Source organism: Streptomyces sp. NPDC127117, from assembly GCF_042677325.1.
GTDB lineage: Bacteria > Actinomycetota > Actinomycetes > Streptomycetales > Streptomycetaceae > Streptomyces.
On the sequence record NZ_JBHXTM010000034.1, the window covers coordinates 46,318 to 69,536 of the forward strand.

Below are 23,219 nucleotides of genomic sequence, written 5' to 3' on the forward strand. Positions count from 1 at the left end.
GGAGAAGGAGAACACCGCATGTGCGGAATCGCAGGCTTCGTCGCGCCCTCGCTCCACGACGGAGGGACGCCGGAGGTGATGACCTCGATGCTCTCGCTCATCCGCCACCGCGGGCCGGACGAGGCGGGCTACTACCTGGACGACGGCATCGCCATGGGCACGGCACGACTGTCGATAGTCGACCTCGCCATGGGCGCCCAGCCGATGGCCGACCCGACGGATCGCTACTGGATCTGCTTCAACGGTGAGTTGTACAACCACATCGAACTGCGCGAGGAACTGCGTGGGCTCGGCCGCCGGTTCCGTACTCGCTCCGACACGGAAGTATTCCTGCAGGCATGGGCCCAATGGGGGCCCGCGTGCCTGCCCCGATTCAACGGCGCGTTCGCGGTCGCGATCCGGGACGTGAGGTCGGGAGACCTGTTCCTGGCGCGGGACAGATACGGCAAGAGGCCGCTCTTCTACGTCGACCGCGAGGGGTGCGGCGCCCAGGGAGCCGGGAACGGAGAATTCCTCTTTGCCTCCGAAATGAAGGCTTTTCGCGCGTTCCCGGGGTTCCGTTTCGAGCTCGACCCCCACGAACTCGCCTCCACCTTCGCGGTATGGACGCCGTTGCCCGACCGGACCCCTTTCAAGCACATACGCCAGCTCCCGATGGGGTGTTACCTGACCGTCCGCGACGGGCGGGCGCTTCTGGGTGACTACGCGGAGCTCGAACTCGACGTACCGCCGTTCACCGGTTCCGAACGGGAAGCGGCCGCATTGGTCCGCGATGCCCTCCGTGAGAGCGTCGAGATGCGGCTGAGGAGCGATGTCGAGGTCGGGGTCTATCTGAGCGGCGGCCTCGACTCCTCCATCGTCACCAAGCTGACGACCGACCTCTCCTCGCACGAGGTCCGCACTTTCTCCGTGGAGTTCGACGACGCGGTCTTCGACGAGTCGAGCAGCCAGCAGGTCGTCGCCTCGCACCTCGGCACCCGCCACTCGTCCATTTCCGTGTCCAGTGCCGATATCGCGGCGAACTTCCGGTCCGCCGTGTACCACGCGGAAGTACCCGCGTTCCGCGCGGCGTTCGTCCCCATGTTTCTCCTGTCCCGCCACGCGCGGGAGGCCGGAATCAAGGTGATTCTCAGCGGTGAGGGCGCAGATGAGGCGTTCCTCGGGTATTCGCTCTTCCGTGAGACGCTGCTGCGCGCTTCATGGAACGAACTGTCGGACGATGAGCGCATGGCCAGGCTCGGCAGCCTCCACCCGGAACTGAGCCATTTCGGCCCCGCGAACCGGGCGCGGATGAAGGGTCTCTTCGAGCAGTTCGCCGTCGAACGGCTGCCCGGTCTCTTCTCCCACGAACTCCGTTACCAGAACGGCCGTTTCGCCGCGCGCCTGCTGAAACGACATGGCGAACCGTTCGCGGATCTCATGGCCCTGACCGGCGCGACACCCGGATATGCCGCGCTGAGCCCGGTCCGAAAGGCACAGTGGCTCGAATTCAAGACGCTGCTGCCCGGCTATCTCCTCTCCACCCAGGGCGAGCGCATGAGCCTCGCCCACGGTGTCGAGAACCGGTGCCCGTTCCTGGACCCCGCGGTCGTCCGCGCGGCGGCCTCGATCAATCTGCGCTTCGATGACGGTCTCGATGAGAAGGCCATCCTCAAGAAGGCGTTCCGGGGTGAGCTGCCGGAATCGAGTCTCACTCGGCGGAAGCAGCCGTACCGCGCGCCCGGAGCGGCCGTCTTCAAGCAACAGCAACCCGACTACCTGGAACTTCTCCTCTCGGAGACGGAGCTGGAGAAGATCGACGGCATCGACCCGGTGTTCGCCCGGAAGCTCGTCAAGAAGATCATGGCCACGCCCACGGACGAGATCAGTACGAAGGAGGACCAGGCCTTCGTCTACCTGCTCTCGACCGCGGTCCTCAACCAGCAGTTCGTGCTCGGACAGGAAATACCCGGGGAATCAACGGCACCGGCCGACTTCAAGGTGAACACCATCATTGATCAGCGGAATTCACGGGGATCGACGCCGGCCGGTCGGGGCCTCCCCTCTGCAGGAGGAATCTGATGAGTACGTTCGAACCGGCGCCCGCGACGGACGATGTCGCGATCATCGGGCTCGCTCTGCGATTCCCCGGCGCGGAAACACTGGATGAGCTCGGCGGCCATCTCGTCGCGGGCCGGTCGCTCATCTCGGAAGTCCCGCCGGAACGCTGGTCGAAGGAACGGTACTTCGGTGACCCCAGGCTCGGGGCCCAGAAGACGAACAGTGTCTGGGGCGGCTTCATCGAGCATGCGGACTGTTTCGATGCCGATTTCTTCAATATTTCGCCGCGCGAGGCCGAGAGCATGGACCCCCAGCAGCGCATGGCTCTCGAACTCGCCTGGCGGGCGATCGAGAACGCAGGCTATGCGGCGAGTTCCCTCGCCGGTACGGAGACGGGCGTCTTCATGGGTGTCTGCCATGCGGACTACGCGGAAATGATGGAACGCGAAGGGGCGAGGACGGACGTCTATTTCCCCACCGGGACGGCCTACTCGATCATTGCGAACCGGATCTCCTACTATTTCGACTTCCAGGGCCCGAGCATCACCAACGACACGGCATGTTCGAGCTCGCTGGTGTCGGTGTACGAAGCGGTACGCGCGCTGTGCAACGGCGAGTGCGGTGTCGCCCTGGCCGGCGGAGTCAACCTGATCTGGTCGCCGAAGCACTTCGTCGCGTTCAGCCAGGCGAGCATGTTGTCCCGCACCGGTCGTGCCAGCGCCTTCGACCAGAGCGCCGACGGCTACGTCCGCGGTGAAGGCGGGGCGGTGCTCCTTCTGAAGCCCCTCGCGCGGGCCGTCGCGGACGGCGATCCCATCCACGCGGTCATCAAGGGCGTAGCCACGAACCACGGCGGCCGCACCAACTCCCTCACCGTCACCAACCCGACGGCACAGGCGAATCTGATCGAGGGGCTCTACACCCGCGCCGGAATCCGGCCGGATACCGTTACCTATATCGAGGCGCACGGCCCCGGAACGCCCGTCGGCGATCCGATCGAGATCATGGCTCTGAAGGAAGCCTTCCGGAACCTCCACGCGGCCCAGGGCACCGTCGCCCGGCCCGAGAGCTGCGGAATCGGCTCTGTCAAAACCAATATCGGGCATCTGGAAGGCGCCGCCGGGGTCGCCGGGATCGCCAAGGTGATCAGCTCGCTGGCACTGCGGATACTGCCCGCGAACGTCAACTTCCGGAATCAGAACAGGCTCATCAAGCTCGAGGACAGCCCGTTCCATGTCGTCCGCGACACCCGGCCCTGGACCGCGACGGCCCCGGAGAGCGACGGAACGATCCGGCCGCGGCGGGCCGGGGTGAGCTCGTTCGGGTTCGGTGGCACGAACGCGCATGTCGTGCTTGAGGAACACCTGCCCGATGAAGCGGATGCGGGAGCGCAGGACGCCTCGCTCCGGGGTCCGGAGCTCCTGCCGCTCTCGGCGAAGACGCCGGACCGACTGCGCGCGGTCGCGGTCAATCTGCTCGCCCACCTGCGCGAGCACCCGTCGCAGGCACTCGCCGACATTGCCCATACCCTGCGGGTCGGCCGCGATCCCATGCCCGCCCGGGTCGCGTTCGCCGTCGAGGACCGCGACGAACTGGAACGGCTCCTACGGGAGTTCACCGACGGAACCCGTGCGGCGGGCGAACTCCACCTGGGCGGGAAGGCACGAGGCACGGAAGAGGAAGTCGCCGAGCTGAGGGCGGCAGGGACACGCTGGGTACAGGGCGGGGCGGTGGACTGGGCGGACCGGTTCGGGCACGACGCACCCCGGCCACGTCCACGACGTGTGCGGCTGCCCGGGTATCCCTTCGCCCGGGAGCGGCACTGGTTCGGCGTTCCCCACAGGGAGGCCGAGGCCCCGCACAAGGAGGCCGGGACTCCGCGCACGGGCGTCGAGACCCTGCGCCCGGGCGCCGAGGCAGGAGTGACGCCACCGGCAGCGAGCGCCGCTGCCGCCGCGCACCCACTGGTTCACGCCGACACCTCCGGCCCCACAGGTCACCGCTACAGCTCGATGTTCACCGGAGCGGAGCCGTTTCTCGCCTCGCACGTGGTGGGCGGTGCCCGTGTGTTCCCGGCGGCCGCCCACGTCGAGATGGTCCGGGCCGCGGCCGTTCGTGCGATGGGGCCCGACGCGGCGGAGCCGACGGTCGTCCGGCTCCGCAACGTCGCATGGCCGCGTCCGCTCGTCGTACCGGACGCGCCGGTCGAGGTCAGTGTCCGGCTCACCCCGCAGGTCGGCGCCGCCCTTGCCTTCGAGGTCGCCACCGGCACGGACCCGGCCGCGGTCCACAGCTCGGGCATCGTCGAGACCGACGGGCCGCAGGAGCCGGATCGCGTCGATCTGGGCGCGCTGCTGGCAGCCTGCCCCGGGGAGCGCAGCCCGCTGGACGTGTACGCGGCGTTCCACGACCGGGGCCTGGAGTACGGACCGGCCATGCGCGGGCTCAAGGAGCTCTGGCTGGGGCCGCGGGAACTGGTCGCGCGTATCGGGAAGCCCGCTGCCGGTGAGGCGGCGGACGCCGGATACGTTCTGCCTCCGAGCGTGCTCGACGCGGCACTCCAGTCCTCCGTCGTGCTCCTGGCGGAAACCTCGCGAGAGCCGGCCGACAGCCCGGCACTGCCGTTCGCGTTCGAGGAACTCACGGTCCACGGCGCCTGTGTGTCGGAGACATGGGCGTGGGTCCGGCGCCGCGAAGGACACGGCACGCTCGATGTGTTCGACATCGACCTCTGCGACCCCGAGGGCGTGGTTCTGGTCGCTCTGCGCGGGCTGGTCCAGCGGACGCACGGGGCGAAGCCCGGACGCGGAACCCGCGCGGGCGTCGTCACCGCCGCCGTTCCCTGGGTGCCGGCGCTCCTCGACCTACCGGAGGACCGGACAACGCCCTTCCCGTCCGTGCGCGGGTACCTGAGTGGACGAGCCTGCGCACACACCGCCGCCGTGGAGGACACGACCGGCTTCACCCTCGCCCGCCTTCCCGATGTCGAACCCGGCCGTGTCGCCGATGGTGTCGGGGCCGTGGTGGACCTGGTCTTCCGGCACGCCGCGGAGCTGGTCAGGTCGAAGCCCGGGGGAGCGCACCGGTTCGTCGTCCTGGTGGACGATCGGTCGCCGCGGCACTACCACGCGCCGCTGACCGGCCTGTTCAGGACCGTCGTCGTGGAGAACCCCCGTGTCACGGGCCGTGTCGTACGCGTCGCGGAACTCGACACCGCGTCGCCGGAGCGGATCACGGACATCCTCCGCGCAGAGGCGGCCGACCGGTCGGCCGACTGCGAGATCCGCTACGCGGCCGACGGCACCCGTCACGCGGCACGTCCCGTGGAATTCCGCCTCGGCGAAGGAGCGGAGATCCCGCCGTTGAAGGAGGGCGGGGTCTACTGGATCACGGGCGGTCTCGGCGGTCTGGGGCTGCATGTCGCACGGTACTTCGGCCGGTGTGCGGGCGTAGTCGTCGTCCTGAGCGGCCGGTCGGCTCCCGGAGCCGCGAGCGGGACGGCGCTGCGCGGACTGCGGGAAGCGGGGGTCGAGGCCCACTACCTCCCCGTCGACGTGGGCTCGAAGGACGATGTGGACCGTGCGGTACGCACCATCACACGCGATCACGGAGCGATCGACGGCGTCGTCCACGCGGCGGGCGTCCTCCGCGACGCGTACCTCTTCACCAAGAACGCCTCGGACGTCCGGGCGGTGCTGGCGCCGAAGGTCGACGGCGTGCTCAACCTCGACGCCGCCACGCGCGGCCTCGCGCTCGACTTCTTCGTCGCCTTCTCCTCCGTGGCGGGGGTGTTCGGCAGCTCCGGGCAGTCGGACTACGCGGCGGCGAACGCCTTCCTGGACGCATTCGCCCACCACCGCCGGGCACTGGCGGAGATGGGCGAGCGGAGCGGGAGCACGTCGGCCGTCAGCTGGCCGCTGTGGGCCGACGGCGGGATGTCCATGGACCCCGTGACGCGGGAGTCGATGCGCCGGGACCGGGGCTGGGAGCCCCTCCCGACGGAGGACGGCATCCGGGTTCTGGGCGCCGTGCTGCGTGATGCGCCCGCCCACACCGTGGTGGCGTACGGCGCCGCCGCGACGCTCACGGCCACCGCCCCGCTCCCGGCAGCGCCCCGCTCCGTACCCGTGGACACCACACCCGTGGAGCTCGCGGCCGCCGGCGTGGAGGAAGACCTGACGGAGCGTACGACGGCCCTGCTGCGCCGCATCGTGGGAGAGGTGCTGCACCGAGACCCCCTGACGCTCGACGAGACGGCCAACCTCGTCGACTACGGGATCGACTCGCTCGCCATTCTGGAGACGACCGCGTCGCTCGAAGTGTTCTTCGGCCCGCTGTCCAAGACGATCTTCTTCGAGTACACGACCATCGAGGGCGTCGCAGGCCACCTCATTGCGGAACACCGTGACAAGCTGCGCGCGGTCATCAGAGCCGAGGACCCGACGCCGCCGGCCGCACCCACGGCCCCCGCGGCCGGGACGGACGAGGCGCAGTCCCCCGCCGCACCCGCGCCGATCGCCTCCGACACCCCCGCCGCACGCGCGCCGATCGCCTCCGACACCGGCGGTACTCCCACCGCACCCGCGCCGACCGTCTTCGGTACCCCCGCCGCACCCGGACCGCGCGACGACCGGCACGACATCGCGATCATCGGCATCTCCGGGACGTACCCCGGCGCCGACACCCTCGGCGAACTCTGGTCCGTGCTCGGCGAAGGCCGCCACGAGTTCCGCGAAGTACCGCGCGAACGCTGGGACTACGACGCGGTCTACAGCCGCGACCGCAGCGTCCTCGGCAAGAGCTCCATCCGTACCGGAACCTTCCTCCGTGACATCGAGATGTTCGATCCCCGCTACTTCCGTATCTCCAAGCGCGACGCGGAGAACATGTCGCCCGAGGTCCGGCTGTTCCTGCAGACGGGCGTCGAGGCGCTCGAAGACGCCGGCTATTCGCGCGAGACGATCCAGCGGCAGTACGACGGAGACGTCGGCGTACTGGCCGGTTCCATGAGCAACCACTACGGCCTGTACGGATTCCAGAACAGTCTGACGCGCGGTTCCCCGGCGAGCGGCAGCTACACGGCGACGCTGCCCAACATGCTCTCGTACTTCTACGGATTCACCGGCCCCTCGATGTTCGTGGACACGATGTGCTCCGGGTCCTCGACCTGTGTGCACCAGGCCGTGCAGATGCTCCGGGCCGGCGAATGCCGGATGGCGGTCGCGGGCGGAGTGAACCTGCTGCTGCACCCGTACAACCTCATCAGCTCGTCACAGGAGCACTTCACGACGGCGACCTCCGATGTCATCCGGAGCTTCGGCCTGGGCGCGGACGGGACCATACTCGGGGAGGGCGTCGGCGCCCTCGTCCTCAAGCCGCTCGTCGAGGCCGAGCGCGACGGCGACCATGTGTACGCCGTCATCAAGGGGACGGCCCTCGCCAACGCGGGGGTGCGCAACGGATTCACCGTCCCCAGCCCCCGCATGCAGGCGCGGGCGATCGAGAAGGCGATCGACGACGCGGGAGTCGATCCACGGACCATCAGCTACGTGGAAGCGCACGGCTCCGGGACGTCACTGGGCGACCCGATCGAAGTGAAGGCGCTGACCACGGCCTTTCAGAAGTACACGAAGGACACCGAGTTCTGCGCGATCGGCTCCGTCAAGTCGAACATGGGACACCTGCTGCACGCCGCCGGGATGATCGGCATCGCCAAGGTCGTCCTCCAGTTGCAGAAGGGGAAACTGGCCCCCTCACTGCACAGTTCGGTGACCAATCCGGACATCGACTTCTCCCGTACACCGTTCCGTCTGCAGCGGGAACTCGCCGCGTGGGAACCCGCGGTGACAACCGTGGAGGGGCGCAGGATCACACACCCCCGACGGGCGGGGATCACTTCGATCGGCGCGGGAGGGATGAACTCGCACATCATCCTTGAGGAGCACCCGCGACCCGACCGCGATCCGCACGGCGCACAGGACGGGCGCGAGGAACTCCTCGTGTTCTCCGCGATGAACGAATCGGCCCTGGAGGAATACCTCACCCGATTCCGTGCATACCTGGCGGCCGGCACGGAGCCGGACCTCGCGGCCATCGCGTTCACACTCCGCGTCGGCAAGAACGAACTCCCGCACCGCTGGGCGTTCCTCGCGAGGACCACCGGGGAAGCCGTCGCCGCCGTCGACCGCTATCTGGCGGGAGAACGGGACCTCGGTGCGGCGCTCGTGAGCGGTGGCCCGCGGACCGAGGGGCTGCGGCGGCTCGCCACCACCTGGGTGGGTGGCAGGAGCGTCGACTGGCGCGACGCCGACGAAGGAACACGCCCACCCCGACGGGTCTCGCTCCCCGCGTACCCCTTCGAGCGCGTGCGCTGCTGGGTCACCCCGGAGGAGGGCGCGCCGTCCGTGATCGCGCCGCTCGCCCTGCGCGACAAGCTCCATCCGTTCCTCGGCAGGAACGAGTCGGACGCCGACGGGCTGCGGTACGTGCTCGATGTGCACCTGGACGATCTCCTCGACTACGGGTGCACCACGGGGGAGCGGCAGGACAGGAAGCGCGGCGTGGTCCCGACCTTCGCCATCGACCTGGCGATCGCCGCGACCAAGGTCTCCGGATTCGCCGACGGGTCGGTCGTGCGCCGGCTGCGTCTCCTGGGCCCGGTCGACTGGGCGACTGCCGCCCGCCTGGTGACGGTCTTCGACGCCCGTGACGGGAAACAGGCCTCCGGACTCGTGTTCACACAGGACGAGGCGGGGGCCCGGATGCCCGTAGCGGCGTTCGACGTGCCGACTGGTGAGGAGGACGGTACGCCGCTCTCCGGCCACCCCCGCGCGGACCGCTTCGCGGGAATCGCCGCCGCTGTGCTCGCGCCCGACCGGGCGAAACCGCAGTCCCCGGCGAAATTCCTCGCGGAACTCGCGGACGGCGGCATCGAATACGCGCCACAACTCAGCGGCACGGAAGGTGTGTTCCGCCTGCCGGACGGGCGACTGGTGCTCAAGGTCGGCACCCCCGAACTCCAGCGGGACCATGTGAAACCGCGTGTCACCCTCGCTCCGCATGTCCTCGCCGCCATCGCGCAGGGCCTCCAGGCCGAAGCGAAACGGCAGGGCTCACCGCACTGGGCACGGACCGCGCCCCACCGGATCGACGAGATCCGGCTCCTCACCGACGGGAGCGGCGGGAGCGACGGGAGCGTCCCGGTCGCGTACGTCGTCTTCGACGTGACCGCCGTCGGAGAAGGACTCGGCGGGTCCGTCGGCCTGCTGGACCGGAACGGCCAGGTGGTCGGTGTGCTCCACGACCTGTGGTGCGGCGATGACGAAGGACCGCGAAAGGACCGGGACATGAGCGAACGAGCGGCAGACCGAGCCGAAGCTGCGGACCGGGAGGCACCGGGGCGGGACGGCGACGACGTCATCTCCTTCGCGGTGGACGAGCTGCGGGAGATGGCGGGCGGCATTCTCAAGTTCGACGCGGGTGAACTCGACGCCCGTACCGGCTTCGACGCCTTCGGCTTCGACTCGATCTCGCTCATCACCCTGTCGCAGCAGGTACGCGAGCGGTTCGGTATCGATCTGACCCCGGCGGTCTTCTTCGACCGCAATACGTTCGACTCACTGGGCAGGCACCTCTTCACGGAGCATGAAGGCCCACTGCGCACGGCGTACCAGCGCTCACTCCCACCGGACCCCGCCGGGGAGCCCGACCCGGGCCCCGGAAACCGGTCCGGTGGCGAGACGACCGGAACGGCTGGAGCCATGGCCGGAACGGCTGAAGAGACGACCGGGGCTCCTGACGCCGGGCCGGCCGTCCCACAGCGCCCGGCACCGGCGGACTCACCCCTTCCGGTGGCCGTCATCGGAGCCGCGGGCCGGTTCCCCGGCTCACCCGATCTGGACGCGTACTGGGCGAATCTGGCCGCGGGGACCGACAGCGTCACGGCCTTCCCCCTCGACCGCTACGACGCGGACTATGCGCGGATCGCCCGGGCGGCAGAGTTTCCGCACCACGCGGCCGTCCTCGACGACGTGGACGCGTTCGACGCAGCCTTCTTCCGCATCCTGCCGCGCGAGGCCGAGCTGATGGACCCCCAGCACCGGCTGGCGCTGCAGACGGTCTGGAACGCGGTGGAGCACAGCGGCTACGCGCCCTCCGGCCTGCCGGCGAACACCGGACTGTTCCTCGGTGTCTCCGGCACCGACTACGCGACTCTGCTCGCGGCCCACGGCACCCCGCCGGACGCCTTCACCTCCACGGGCAACGCCCACTCCATGCTCGCCAACCGCATTTCGTACGTACTCGACATCCACGGCCCGAGTCAGCCCGTCGACACGGCCTGCTCCAGCTCGCTCGTCGCTGTCCACCGAGCCGTCGAGGCCATCCGCTCCGGGGCGTGCGACGCCGCGATAGCGGGCGGGGTGAACCTCCTGCTCAGCGTCGACACGTTCGTCAGCGCCGGGCGGGCCGGCATGCTGAGCCCGGACGGACGCTGCAAGACCTTCGCGAGCGGGGCGAACGGCTACGTACGTGGCGAGGGCGTCGGCGCCGTCGTACTGAAGCCCCTCGCCGACGCGGAGCGCGACGGGGACGCGATCCTCGCCGTGATCGTCGGGACCGCGGAGAACCATGGCGGGCGGGCCAACTCCCTCACGGCGCCCAACGGCACCGCGCAGGCGGACCTCGTGGTGCGGGCGATGGAGGGCATCGACCCCCGCACGATCGGCTATGTGGAGGCCCACGGCACCGGCACCGCCCTGGGCGACCCCGTCGAGGTGCGCGCGCTCCAGGCCGCGTTCCGGCAGCTCGGCGGCGACACCACCGCGACCTGCGGGCTCGGCTCCGTGAAGACCAACATCGGTCATCTGGAGGCCGCCGCGGGCATCGCCGGGCTGCTCAAGGTGGTCCTCGCGATGGAACACGGCACCCTTCCGCGGAGCCTGCACTGCGACCGGATCAACCCCTACATCCAGCTCGACGGCAGCCCGTTCCGCATCGTGCGCGCCAATGAACCGTGGGAGCGGCCCCGCGACCGTGACGGTGGCCTCGCCCCGCGACGGGCGGGGGTCAGCAGCTTCGGATTCGGCGGCGCGAACTGCCACGTAGTCATCGAGGAGTACACCGGGCGGACGCCGGACACGAGTCCGGCACAGGACACGGACGGCCCCGGGAGCCGGGTCGCCGTACCCCTCTCCGCCCGTACGGAGCAGCAGCTCCGTGAGCGGGCGCGGAACCTGCTCGCGTACCTGGAAGGCACGACCGGTCCCGCTCCGCTCCGTTCGATCGGGTGGACGCTCCAGACCGGGCGCGAAGCCATGGCCGAACGGATCGGCTGGGTCGTCTCCTCCCACCGTGAACTCGCCGGGAAATTACGGGAGTTCATCAGCGGGCAGGAGAGTGGACGGGTGAGCGGGGTACAGCACGGCGACCGGCCGGCGCAGGACGGTCTCGCCGACGCGGTCGCGCGCTGGAGCGCCGGGGCGGAGGTCGACTGGCGGCGGCTGTACGAGGCCGCCGACGCGGCCCTGCCCGGGCGCGCGCACCTGCCCACGTACCCGTTCGCACACGACAGGTACTGGCTCCCCGACAGCGCGGAGAAGGCCAACAGCGTTGCCGGACAACACCCTTCGGCCGGCACGACGCTGTTCGTACCCCGCTGGACGCCGAAGCCCGCGTCACGGGACCTGGCCGACGGGACCGCGTACACACGTCATGTCGTGATCCTCTGCGGAGCACCGGCGGCCCTGCGGGACAGCGTGGAGCGCCGTCTGCCGGGTGTGCGCTGCCACGCCGTCACCACCGCCAAACGGCGCCCGGAGACCCGCTTCACCGACCTCTCGCGCCAGGTCTTCGAGATCGTCCGGGGGCTCGCCGGGCAGGCGCACGACGGCGCCACCCTCGTGCAGGTCGTGACACCGGCGGACGGCGACGAGGCGGTAGGGCCCGCGCTCGCGGGATTTCTGCGCACGACGGCGCTCGAAAGTCCGCACATCGCCGGGCAGATCCTCGCTCTCGACGGCGAGCGCGAAGCGGACGGCATCGCGGCGATCGTCCTGGAGAACGCCGGGCACACGGACGACACACTCGTTCTGCACCGGGGCACGGAACGCCGGGTGCGGAGCTGGGTGCCCTCGGCGGCCGAGGGCACGGGCACGCCCTGGCGCTCGGGAGGCGTCTACCTGATCACCGGAGGCGCCGGTGGCATCGGCGCCGTCGTCGCCCGCCGGATCGCACGGGACGCCGTACGCCCGACTCTCGTCCTCGTCGGACGCTCGGCGCCGGACGCCCGAATAGGTCAACTGCTCTCCGAGCTGCGGGAAGCCGGTGCGGTGGCCCAGTACGCCGTCGCGGACGTCTCCCGCTGGGAGGAGGTCCGCCACCTCGTCGCGCGAGTCGGCGAGGAGACAGGCGCGATCCACGGAATCGTGCACGCCGCGGGCGTGATCCACGACGCGTACCTCACGAACAAGACGACGGAACAGTGGGACAAGGTCCTCGCCCCGAAGGTCGACGGAGTGGTGCACCTGGACCGGGCCACGGCGCACATGCCCATCGAGTCCTTCCTCGTCTTCTCGTCCGGCACGGCGGTCACCGGAAATCCCGGCCAGTCCGACTACGCCGCGGCCAACGGCCATCTCGGCGAGTACGCCGCCCGCCGCAACGCGCGTGTCGCGGCCGCCGAACGGTCGGGGCGTACGGTCGCGATCGCCTGGCCGCTCTGGAAGGACGGCGGAATGGCGGTCGACGACGCGACCCGCTCGTACCTCCGGCGCAGCCGCGGTCTCGTGCCGATGGAGTCGGACGCCGGACTCGAAGCCCTCCTGAGCGCCTGGCGGTTGGGCCGGGCCGGCGAGGACCAGATCTGGGTGCACCACGGCGAGCCGGTCGAGTCCGCTCCCGTCCCCCCGCCCGCCGCCGCTCCCGCACCGGAGACGGCTGCCGGGCGGCCGGACCGGGAGACGCTCCGGTCGGTCGTGGAGCTCTTCGCCCGGGTCACCAAGCTCCCCCTCCACGACATCGACGCCGACCGGCCGCTCGACGACCTGGGCCTCGACTCGGTCATGGTCGTACAGCTCAACAGGGAGCTGTCCTCGATGTACGGCGAGGTCCCGACGACGCTCTTCTACGAATTCCCCACACTGCGCGCCATCGCCGGCAGGCTCGCCGGGGCACCCACCCCGCCCGCCCCCGGTGCGCGGACCGACGGCCCGTCCGGCCCGCTCCGGCTGCCGGCGGCGTGGCACACACCCGCGACAGCCACCGCGTCCGGCCCGCCCGAGCCGGACGACGCCATCGCGATCATCGGGATGAGCGGGCGCTATCCGCAGGCCGAGAACACCGACGAGTTCTGGGCGAACCTCACGGCGGGACGCGACTGCATCACGGAGATTCCCCCCGGCCGCTGGCCGCTGGACGGCTTCTACGAGCCGGATCGTGACACAGCCATCGCCACCGGCCGCAGCTACAGCAAGTGGGGCGGATTCCTGCGGGACTTCGAAGCGTTCGATCCGCACTTCTTCCGGATCGCGCCGCGTGACGCCTACGCCATGGACCCGCAGGAGCGCCTCTTCCTCCAGGCTTCCTGGGAAGTGATCGAAGACGCGGGCTACACCCGCGAGGAACTGGCCCGACGCCATCAGCGGCGCGTGGGTGTCTTCGCCGGTGTGACCAAGTCCGGCCACGCACGGCACGGCGCGGCCCGGCTGCCGTCCGGTGAAACGGTCGTGCCCTCGCTCTCCTTCGCCTCGCTCAGCGCCCGTACCTCGTACGTCCTGGACCTCCACGGCCCGAGCCTGACGATCGACACGATGTGCTCCTCCTCGCTCACGGCGATCCACGAAGCCTGCGAGCACCTGCGCCGGGGCTCCTGCGAGCTGGCCATCGCCGGTGGGGTGAACCTGTATCTGCATTCGTCCGACTACGTCGAGCTGTGCCGTTCCACCATGCTGTCCTCGCAGGCCCGGGTGCGGAGCTTCGGCAGCGGCGGTGACGGGTTCGTGCCCGGCGAGGGTGTGGGCGCCGTGCTGCTGAAACCCCTCGCTCGCGCTCTCGCCGACGGCGACCAGGTCCTCGCGGTGGTGCGCGGGACGAGCATCAACCACGGCGGGCGGTCCCACGGCTATACGGTGCCGAGCCCGACCGCCCAGGCGGAACTGATCCGCGACGCGCTGACCCGGGCCGGGGTTCCGGCGCGGGCGGTGAGCTACGTCGAGGCGCACGGCACCGGCACGGAGCTGGGCGACCCGATCGAGGTGAAGGGTCTCTCGCTCGCCTTCGAAGAGTCCACGGACGAGAAGCAGTTCTGCGCGATCGGCTCCGTGAAATCGATGATCGGGCATCTGGAGGCCGCCGCGGGGATCGCGGGGGTCACCAAGGCCGTACTCCAGCTCCGGCACCGCACGCTCGTACCGAGCCTGCACGCGCAGGAGCTGAACCCGGGCATCAGGTTCGAGGAGACGCCGTTCTTCGTCCAGCGGACACTCGCGCCGTGGGAGTCGCGGACACCACGGATCGCGGCGGTCTCCTCCTTCGGGGCAGGCGGCTCGAACGCCCACGTGATCCTTGAGGAGTACGTGCCGGACCCCGCCCCGGACCGGCCGGCGTCCGGAGAGGGCGAGCAGCTCTTCGTCCTCTCCGCGCGGACACCGGAGCGGCTGCGGCACTCCGCCGCGCGCCTGGTCGCGTTCCTCGAACGCCGGGAGGCCGAGCGGGCGGCCGTCGGCCTGGCGGATCTCGCCTTCACCCTGCAGGTCGGGCGTGAGGCGATGAAGGAACGCCTGGCGGTGACCGCCGCCTCACTGCCCGAGCTCCTGCGGGTACTGCGCGAGTACGCGGAGAACGGGGACGGGGCGGGGACACCCGGCCTCCACCGGGGCAGCGCCGGACAGGCCCCGGGCGCCGTCGCCGAGATCTCGGCCGACGACGACCTCCGGGAACTCCTGGTCGAGCGGTGGGCCCGCAAGGGGAAGCACGACAAGCTGGCCGCGCTCTGGACCGGCGGAGTGGAGCTGGACTGGCGGCGGCTGCACGGGGCCACGTCGCCCCGCCGGATATCCCTGCCGACGTACCCGTTCGCAAGGGACCGGTACTGGGTCGGGGACCTGGCACCGGTCCGGGAGGCGGCGCCCGCCGCGACTCCGGCCATCGCCGCACCGCAGCCGGGGAAGGCCGGGCCGCAGCCCGAAGAAACCGCGCCGTGGTCCGGGAAGGCCGGGCCGTACACGACGCCCGACGAGACGCCGGACGCCGCACCCGATGTCACACGTGACGAATGGGTCGCCGGCACCGTGCGCGCGACGATCGCGCAGGTGCTGGTCATGCCGCCGGACGAGGTCGACGGCGGGCTCGCGTTCGCCGACTACGGACTCGACTCCATCCTCGCGGTCCGCCTCGTCCACCTGCTGAACGAGGCGCTCCGGCTCGACCTGTCGACCGGCGTCGTCTTCGACCACAGCTCCGCCGACCGTCTCGCCGCGCATCTGCTCGCGGAGTACGCCGATATCGGCCCCGCCGCCCCGCCGCCGGCCGTCACCGGTGAAGCGCGTCCACGGACCACGCCCGGCTCCCGCCCCGCCGGACGGCCCGCCGCCGACGCGCCGATCGCCATCGTCGGGATGAGCGGCCGGTTCCCCGGATCCGACAGCCTGGACGACCTGTGGACGCACCTCGCGAACGGCGACGACCTCATCACGGAGGCGACCCGCTGGAATCTCGCGGACACCGGCGCCGACGGCTCCGCGCGCTGCACCCAGGGGGGATTCCTCCACGGGATCGACCGGTTCGACCCGCTGTTCTTCGGCATCTCGGGCGTCGAGGCAGCCGCGATGGATCCCCAGCAGCGGCTGCTCCTCGAAGAGGCGTGGAAGGCACTGGAGGACGCGGGGTACGCCGGCCGGCACCTGGGCGAGACCCGCTGCGGCGTGTACGTGGGCTGCTACAAGGGCGACTACCAGGAGGTCCTCGGGGACGACGCGCCCGCCCAGGCGTTCTGGGGGAACATGGCGTCGCTCATCCCCGCACGCGTCTCCTACTTCCTCGATCTGAAGGGCCCCGCGCTGGCCGTCGACACCTCGTGCTCCAGCTCGCTCGTCGCGATCGACCTGGCATGCCGGGGGCTCTGGTCGGGCGAGACGGAGATGGCGTTGGCGGGCGGTGTCTTCGTCCAGTCGACGCCGCGCCTCTACGAGCTGGCCGACGGCGCCGGAATGCTCTCCGCGACGGGCCGCTGCCACACCTTCGACCACCGTGCCGACGGATTCGTACCGGGCGAGGGCGTCGGTGTCCTGGTGCTCAAGCGGCTCGATGACGCCATCGCCGACGGGGACCACATCCACGGCGTGGTCCGCGCCACCGGCAGCAACCACGACGGTGCGACCAACGGCATCACGGCACCCAGCTCCGTCTCGCAGGAGCATCTGCTGCGAGACATCTACGAGTCCTTCGGCATCGACGTCGAGTCCATCGGGCTGGTGGAGGCGCACGGCACCGGCACCCCGCTCGGCGATCCCATCGAGTTCTCGGCGCTCAGCCGCGCGTTCCGGGCCAGCACGGAGAAGTCCGGCTACTGCGCGCTGGGTTCGGTCAAGACGAACCTCGGGCACACCCAGTTCGCCGCAGGGGTCGCGGGGGTGTTCAAGATCCTCCTCTCGATGAGGCACCAGCAGATCCCGGCCTCACTCCACTTCGAGAAGCCGAACCCCGCCGTCGGTCTCGAAGGCAGCCCCTTCTACGTGAGTACGCGCAGCCACCGCTGGGAGCCCCCGGCCGACGGCGGACCGCGCCGCGGCGCGGTCAGCTCCTTCGGCGCGAGCGGCACCAACGCGCATCTCGTCATCGAGGAAGCACCTCCCGCCGCCCGAGCCCGCGCCCGTACGCCACGTCCCGCGTATCTCGTGGTCCTCTCCGCGCACTCACGTGAACAGCTGATTCAGCAACTCGACCGGCTCGCGGAGCACTGCCGTCGCGCGGACCTCCCCGACCTGGGCGACCTCGCCCACACGCTCGCCGTCGGCCGGGACCGGTTCGCCCACCGGTTCGCCTGCGTGGCGGCGGACCGCACGGAGCTGCTGCGGATCCTCGGCGAAGGGCTGGACGGAGCAAGGGCGTTCACCGGCCGAGCGGTGCCGGCGCGCAAGGGCGCCGCGGGTGCGGGTGCCGGTGCGGAGAAGAGCCACGGCGAGGAATGCCTCCGCCGATGCGCACACCCGACGGGTTCCGAAGCGGATGCCGTTGCGTACCGCGCGGACCTCACCGCCCTCGCCAGGTACTTCGCACAGGGCGTCGACCTCGACTACGGCGCAGCGTTCGCAGCGGGGGCCCATCTCCGGATCCCGCTGCCGACCTACCCGTTCGCCGGAGAGAGCCACTGGGCCGGAACGCCGCCCCTGTCACCTCCGCCCGTCACCACCCCCGGCCGGCCCCTCCCGCACCATCCGCTGATCCACCGGTCGTCGATGGTGGCGGACCTCCCCGGCGCGCTACGGGCCTCGACGCTCTTCAACGGCGACGAAGCCGTCCTCCGCGACCACACGGTGCGCGGGCAGCGCGTCCTCCCGGGCGCCGCCCACCTCGAAATGGCACGGGAGGCGGCGGCGCGTGCGTGGGGCACAGCGGCGACAACGCCCCTGCTGATACGCGACATGACCTGGGTACGGCCGCTCGCCCTCGACGACGAGCCACTGGGCGTCGATGTCCTGGTGAAGCCGGCGGAAGGCGAGGAACTCACCTTCGAGATCGCCTCGAACACCGCCGGGGACGCCGCTGAGGTCGTGTTCTCCACCGGGCGCGTGGCCCTCTCCGGCACGGCCCGCCCCGACCGCGTCGACCTCGCGTCGCTCCGCGCCGTGTGCGGGACAACCGTGTCCGCGGAACGCGTCCGTGCGGCGCTCGCGGCGATGGGCATCGTCCACGGGCCGTCTCTCCGCGCTGTCCGCGAGGCACACGTCGGTTCCGGCACCGTCCTGGCACGGCTCGACCTGCCGGCCGGGACGGACCCCGCCGACACCGGGTACGTACTGCCCCCGGCGCTGCTGGACTCGGCCATCCAGTCCTCGATCGCGCTGCAACTCGCCGACGGCGGGGCCGCCGTGGAGACCGTCGTGCCCTTCGCGCTCGACAGGTTCGAACTCTTCGCACCCTGCACGGCCTCGATGTGGGCTGTCGTCCGTGTCGCGGACGGCACCCGGACGGCGACCGCGCTGAGCCGGCTCGACGTGGACCTCGTCGACGGGGACGGGGAGGTCTGCGTCCGGATGACCGGATACACCTCCCGCCGGTTGAAGGAACCGGCACCCTCACTGTTCGCTCCGGTCTGGGAACCCGTGCCGGGGCCCACCCCCGGCACCCGCGCACTGCCGCCCGCGGAACACGTCCTCGTGGTCGGAGGGACCACCGGGCAGCGGTCCGGGCTCGCCCGCCAGTACCCGAGTGCCACGATGTGGGACCTGGAACCGAGCGCGTCGACGGACGAGATCACGTCCCGGCTCCGGGACCTGGCACCGGTCGGCCACCTCGTCTGGATCGCGCCCGGTACGGCGCCGGAGGGCCGGGGCGCGCTGCTGCCGGCCGACACCGCCGGCTTCACCGCGGCCCAGGAGGACGGCGTCATCGCGGCCTTCCGCATGGTCAAGGCCCTCGTCCGCACGGGACACGACGCACGTCCGCTCGCCGTGACACTGGTGACGCGCAGCGCCCTGGCCACGTACGACACCGAGCCGACGGCACCTGCCCACGCCGGGCTGCACGGCTTCTTCGGATCGCTCGGGCAGGAGTACACGAACTGGTCGGTACGCCGCACGGACCTCGACACCGCCGGCCCGGCCGAGGACCTGCCGGCACTCCCGGACCACGCGGAGAGCGACACCCTGGTGCGCCGCGCCGGCCAGTGGCTGGTCCGGCGCTGGGTACCGGTCGAGCCCGGGACCGAACGGCGGGACGCGTACCGGGAAGGCGGGGTCTATGTCGTGATCGGGGGTGCGGGCGGGCTCGGCACCGTATGGACCCGGCATGTCGTCCAGCGCCACGGCGCCCATGTGATCTGGATCGGGCGGCGCCCGCAGGACGCGTCGATCGAGGCCAAGCTGAGCACCTGCGCCGGGCGCGGCAGCGTGCGCTACCTCTCCGCAGACGCTTCCGATCCCGCGTCGCTGCGCACCGCATACGAGGAGATCAGGCGGCACCACCCGCGGATCCACGGCGTCATCCAGGCGGCGCTGGACCTGCGGGACCAGAGCCTGGCGCGCATGGACGAAGCGACGCTGCGCGCCGGCCTCACCGCGAAGGCCGACGTCAGCGTGGCCATGGCAGAGGTCTTCGCGGACGAGCCCCTGGACTTCGTCCTCTTCTTCTCGTCCGTCCAGTCGTTCACGACCGCCGCGGGCCAGAGCAACTACGCGGCCGGATGCACCTTCAGCGACGCCTACGCCCAATTCCTCGCCAGGCACCGGGAGTACCCGGTGAAGGTGATGAACTGGGGGTGGTGGGGGAGCACCGGCAGCGCCTCGACCGAACTCCACCGGGAACACATGGGCCGCTGGGGCCTCCTCTCGATCGAGCCGCCCGAGGCGATGGAGGCACTCGACACGCTGCTGCGCGGGCCGCAGCGTCAGCTGAGCTTCATCAAGTTGCGCAAGACCGACGCCATCGCGGGGATCGACCCGGCGACCCGGCTCACGGTCCACAAGAGGGCGCGGTCCCGCATCACGCCCGCCGCCATCGTGGCGGAGACCGCGGCGCCGTCCGAATGGGAGGCGATGCGCGCGATCGCCGAGTGGCGCAGGAGCGAACGCGATCCGCTCCTCGCGCGCATGGTCCGCGGACACCTGGAAGCACTCGGCGGCCTGCGCGACCCCGGTACGCCGCCGGCCCGCGCAGACGTAGCCGCGCTGCGCGGGCGGGCCGGAATCCTGGAGCGGTACGACACCTGGCTCGACCACGCGCTCCGTATCGTGCCGCCGTCGGCCCCGCCGCTGGACGTCCTCGGCCGGGAGTGGGACCGGCGCCGCGCGCAGTGGTCGGCTGATCCGGACAAGGCGGCAGAACTCGCCCTGCTCGATGCCGCACTCGGTGCGCTGCCGGACATCCTCACCGGCAGGACCAGGCCCACCGACATCCTGTTCCCGCGCGGTTCCGTCGCACTCGTCGAAGGCACATACCGCAACAACCGCGTGGCCGACATGTACAACCGCGCCATGACGGACACCGCGGCCGCCATCGTCGCGGAGCGGCTGCGTCTGGACCCGGCCGCCCGCCTGCGCATCCTGGAGATCGGCGCCGGTACGGGCGGCACCAGCACCGGGATGTTCGCCGCACTGCGCCCGTTCCAGGACCACATCGAGACCTACGCGTACACCGATCTCTCGAAGGCGTTCCTGAACCACGCCAGGACCGAGTACGGTCCGGACGTTCCGTATCTCTCCTACGCCCGCTTCGACGCGGAACAGCCGCTGGCCGGGCAGGGAGTGGAGAGCGGGAGCTACGACCTGGTCATCGCCGCGAACGTACTGCACGCGACGCGCGACACCCGGAACACCATCCGCAACGCGAAGGCGGCGCTGCGCGACGGGGGATGGCTCCTGCTGAACGAACTGGCGGCGTTCGATGTCTCCAGCCATCTCACGTTCGGACTGCTGGAGGGCTGGTGGCTCTTCGAGGACCACGCGCTGCGCGTACCCGGTTCCCCCGCGCTGTCGCCCGCGAACTGGCGGGAGGTACTGGTGAGCGAGGGCTTCCCCGCCGTCGTCTCCGTGCTGCCCGAGACACTTGAGCTCGGGCAGCAGATCATCGCCGCCGAGAGCGACGGGATCGCCCGGCAGACAGTGGCCCCGCCGGCGCGGCGGGAGACCTCTGCTCCGCGAGCGCTCCCGGAGCCCCCCGCGCAGGTCACCGTATCCCCGCACCCCCGCCCCGCCCCGGCATGGCCCCCGGCCGACGCGACAGCCGCTGCGTCCGGCGCCGGTACGGAGAGCCGGGCCGGCATCATGGCCGGATACCTCAGGGACCGGGCCGCGCGGACCCTCGGCATTCCGCCGGAGAAGATCGCGCTCTCCGCCCCGCTCAGCGACTACGGGATGGACTCCATCCTCGTCCTTCAGCTCACCGCCGCGCTGCGCGAGGACCTCGGAGAGGTTCCGTCCACCCTGCTCTTCGACGCCGAGTCCGTCGAGGAACTCACCGACCACTTCATGGCGACCGGCGGCCCTCGGGTGGACGCCCTGCTGGCTCGACTGAGCCCCGCGCCGGCGGCGACACCCGCCCCCGACACCGGGGTCCGGCCGCCGGAGCCGTCCGCGCCTCCCGCCACGGCACCGGCACAGCCCATTGCCGCGCTCTTCCGTACGGCGGTACGGACCGGCACCCCGCAGCAGGCCGCAGACCTGCTTTCGATCGCGGCCCGGCTCCGGCCGACCTCCGCGACCGCAGCCGGGCCGGAGCCGGAGACCCTGCGGCTGTCGGACGGTGATCAGGAACCGGCCCTGGTCTGCCTGCCCTCCCTCATCGCCCCCACCGGGGCCCACCAGTACGTGAAGTTCGCGGCCGCACTCCGCGGCCGCCGCCAGGTGCGGACGGTCTCCATCCCCGGATACGGCACAGGTGAGCCGCTTCCGGCGGACCTGGAAGCGGCCGCGGACCGGCTGGCGGGAACGCTGATCCGACGGTTCGAGGGCCGGCCGTTCGCACTCGCCGCCTACTCCTCCGGCGGATGGGTCGCCCACGAGCTGGTACGACGGCTGGAGAAGGCCGGTGCTCCGCCCGCCGCTCTGGTACTGCTCGACACGCTCCAGTCGGCCGGAACCGCCATGATCCGGGGAATGTCGGTGCTCACAAGACGGCTGATGGACCGGTTCCCCCAACTGCCCGTCGTCGACGACCAGCTCACGGCGATGGCGTGGTACGCGCAGTTGCTCGAAGGCTGGCGTCCCCTGCCGGTGACCACCCCGACCCTCCTGGTGAGCGCCGCGGAGGACAAGACCCTGCTCGACCTGCTCGGCGACGACGCGCGCGCCGACTGGCCACTGGAACACGTACGGACGGAAGTGGCGGGGGACCACTTCTCCATGCTTGAGGAGTACGCGGAGCCGACCGCACTCGCCGTCCACGAATGGCTCCGCGAACACTGCGCCTTCGGGCGGGAACGGTCCGCGCGTCAGGGGTTTTCGGGGGGTGCGCGATGAGCGATCGCCTGGGCTTCAGCCTGACGCAGCTGCGGTACTTCGTCGTTTCCGCGGAGCTCGGCAACATATCGGAGGCGGCGGAGAGGCTGTGCGCGTCGCAGTCGACGGTCTCCTCCGCCGTGATGAAGCTGGAACGCCAGCTCGGTGTGCAGTTGCTGCTGCGCCATCACGCCCGCGGTGTCACCCTGACCCCGAGCGGCCGCCACCTGCTCCGGGAGGCACGCGCGTTGCTGGGGCAGGCCAGGAACCTCAAGGCTCAGGGCGACGCCCTGGCAGGCCACACCGCCGGCCGGCTGGACGTCGGATTCTTCTTCTCGATCGCCCCCTTCCTGCTGCCCCTGGTCCACAGGGTGACCGAACAGCGGTACACGGCCCTGCAGCTGAACGTTCATGAGGCATCGGAGCGGCTGTTGGAGCTGCTGCAGGACGGCCGGTGCGAATTGGCCGTGACGTACGACTTCCTGTCGGGCGATGCCAGGTTCCACCCTCTGGCCGAGCTGCCCGTCCATGCCCTGTTGGCGGACGATGATCCCATGGGCATGACCGGCTCGATCGGATTGGACGAGCTGGCCGCCCGACCGCTCGTCACCCTGGACGTCCCGGCCGTTCTCCGCCATTTCGAGACGATGTTCGCCACTGCGGGCGTGCCCATGCCGCAAGTGATCACGACGACGAGTCTTGAGACGATGCGCGGACTGGTGGCCGCGGGCTCCGGGTTCGCCCTGATGTATCAACGCGCGGCCCATGCGCGGACCCTGGACGGCGGGAGGGTCCGATCGGTCGAGATCGCCGGAGCGGTGCCTCGCTCCGCCCTCGGCGTGGCCATGATGCCCGATCTGCACCTCAGTAGCCGCGCCAGAGCCTTCCTGGACGTGCTGGGCTCCGCGGTTTCGCTCAGCGGCGAAGTGAATGCGATTGTGTGACGCGGAACGGTCCACGGTGCGGCCGGCAGCTCCTGGGCTGCCGGCCCACCGCCGGAGATCCCCCGCGCACCCGCAGCGGCAGTGC

Annotated in this window: 3 protein-coding genes; all 3 read left to right on the forward strand. The window is 70.8% G+C overall.

Features of this window, described 5'->3' with window-relative positions; genetic code table 11:
- Window positions 1-18: 18 nt before the first annotated feature.
- From asnB to ACFVH0_RS26870, 3 genes are read left to right on the forward strand one after another with little or no spacing between them, the layout of a single operon-like run.
- Window positions 19-2,061 (forward strand): asparagine synthase (glutamine-hydrolyzing), encoded by a 2,043-nt coding sequence (gene asnB / locus ACFVH0_RS26860; protein ID WP_385824160.1) that lies wholly within the window; start codon window positions 19-21, stop codon window positions 2,059-2,061.
- Window positions 2,061-22,211, forward strand: a complete 20,151-nt coding sequence (locus ACFVH0_RS26865; protein ID WP_385824163.1) for an SDR family NAD(P)-dependent oxidoreductase — start codon at window positions 2,061-2,063, stop codon at window positions 22,209-22,211. Before asnB ends, ACFVH0_RS26865 begins: the two co-directional genes overlap by 1 nt.
- The gene (locus ACFVH0_RS26870) at window positions 22,208-23,134 is read left to right on the forward strand and encodes a LysR family transcriptional regulator (RefSeq protein ID WP_385824165.1); all 927 of its coding nucleotides are present in this window, start codon (window positions 22,208-22,210) and stop codon (window positions 23,132-23,134) included. The genes ACFVH0_RS26865 and ACFVH0_RS26870 overlap by 4 nt, the downstream gene beginning before the upstream one ends.
- The last annotated feature ends 85 nt before the right edge of the window (window positions 23,135-23,219 follow it).

Coding starts and splice junctions, on each gene's coding strand:
- ACFVH0_RS26865 (WP_385824163.1), top strand. CDS start 2,061: ATGAGTACGTTCGAACCGGCGCCCGCGACGGACGATGTCGCGATCATC.
- ACFVH0_RS26870 (WP_385824165.1), top strand. CDS start 22,208: ATGAGCGATCGCCTGGGCTTCAGCCTGACGCAGCTGCGGTACTTCGTC.
- asnB (WP_385824160.1), top strand. CDS start 19: ATGTGCGGAATCGCAGGCTTCGTCGCGCCCTCGCTCCACGACGGAGGG.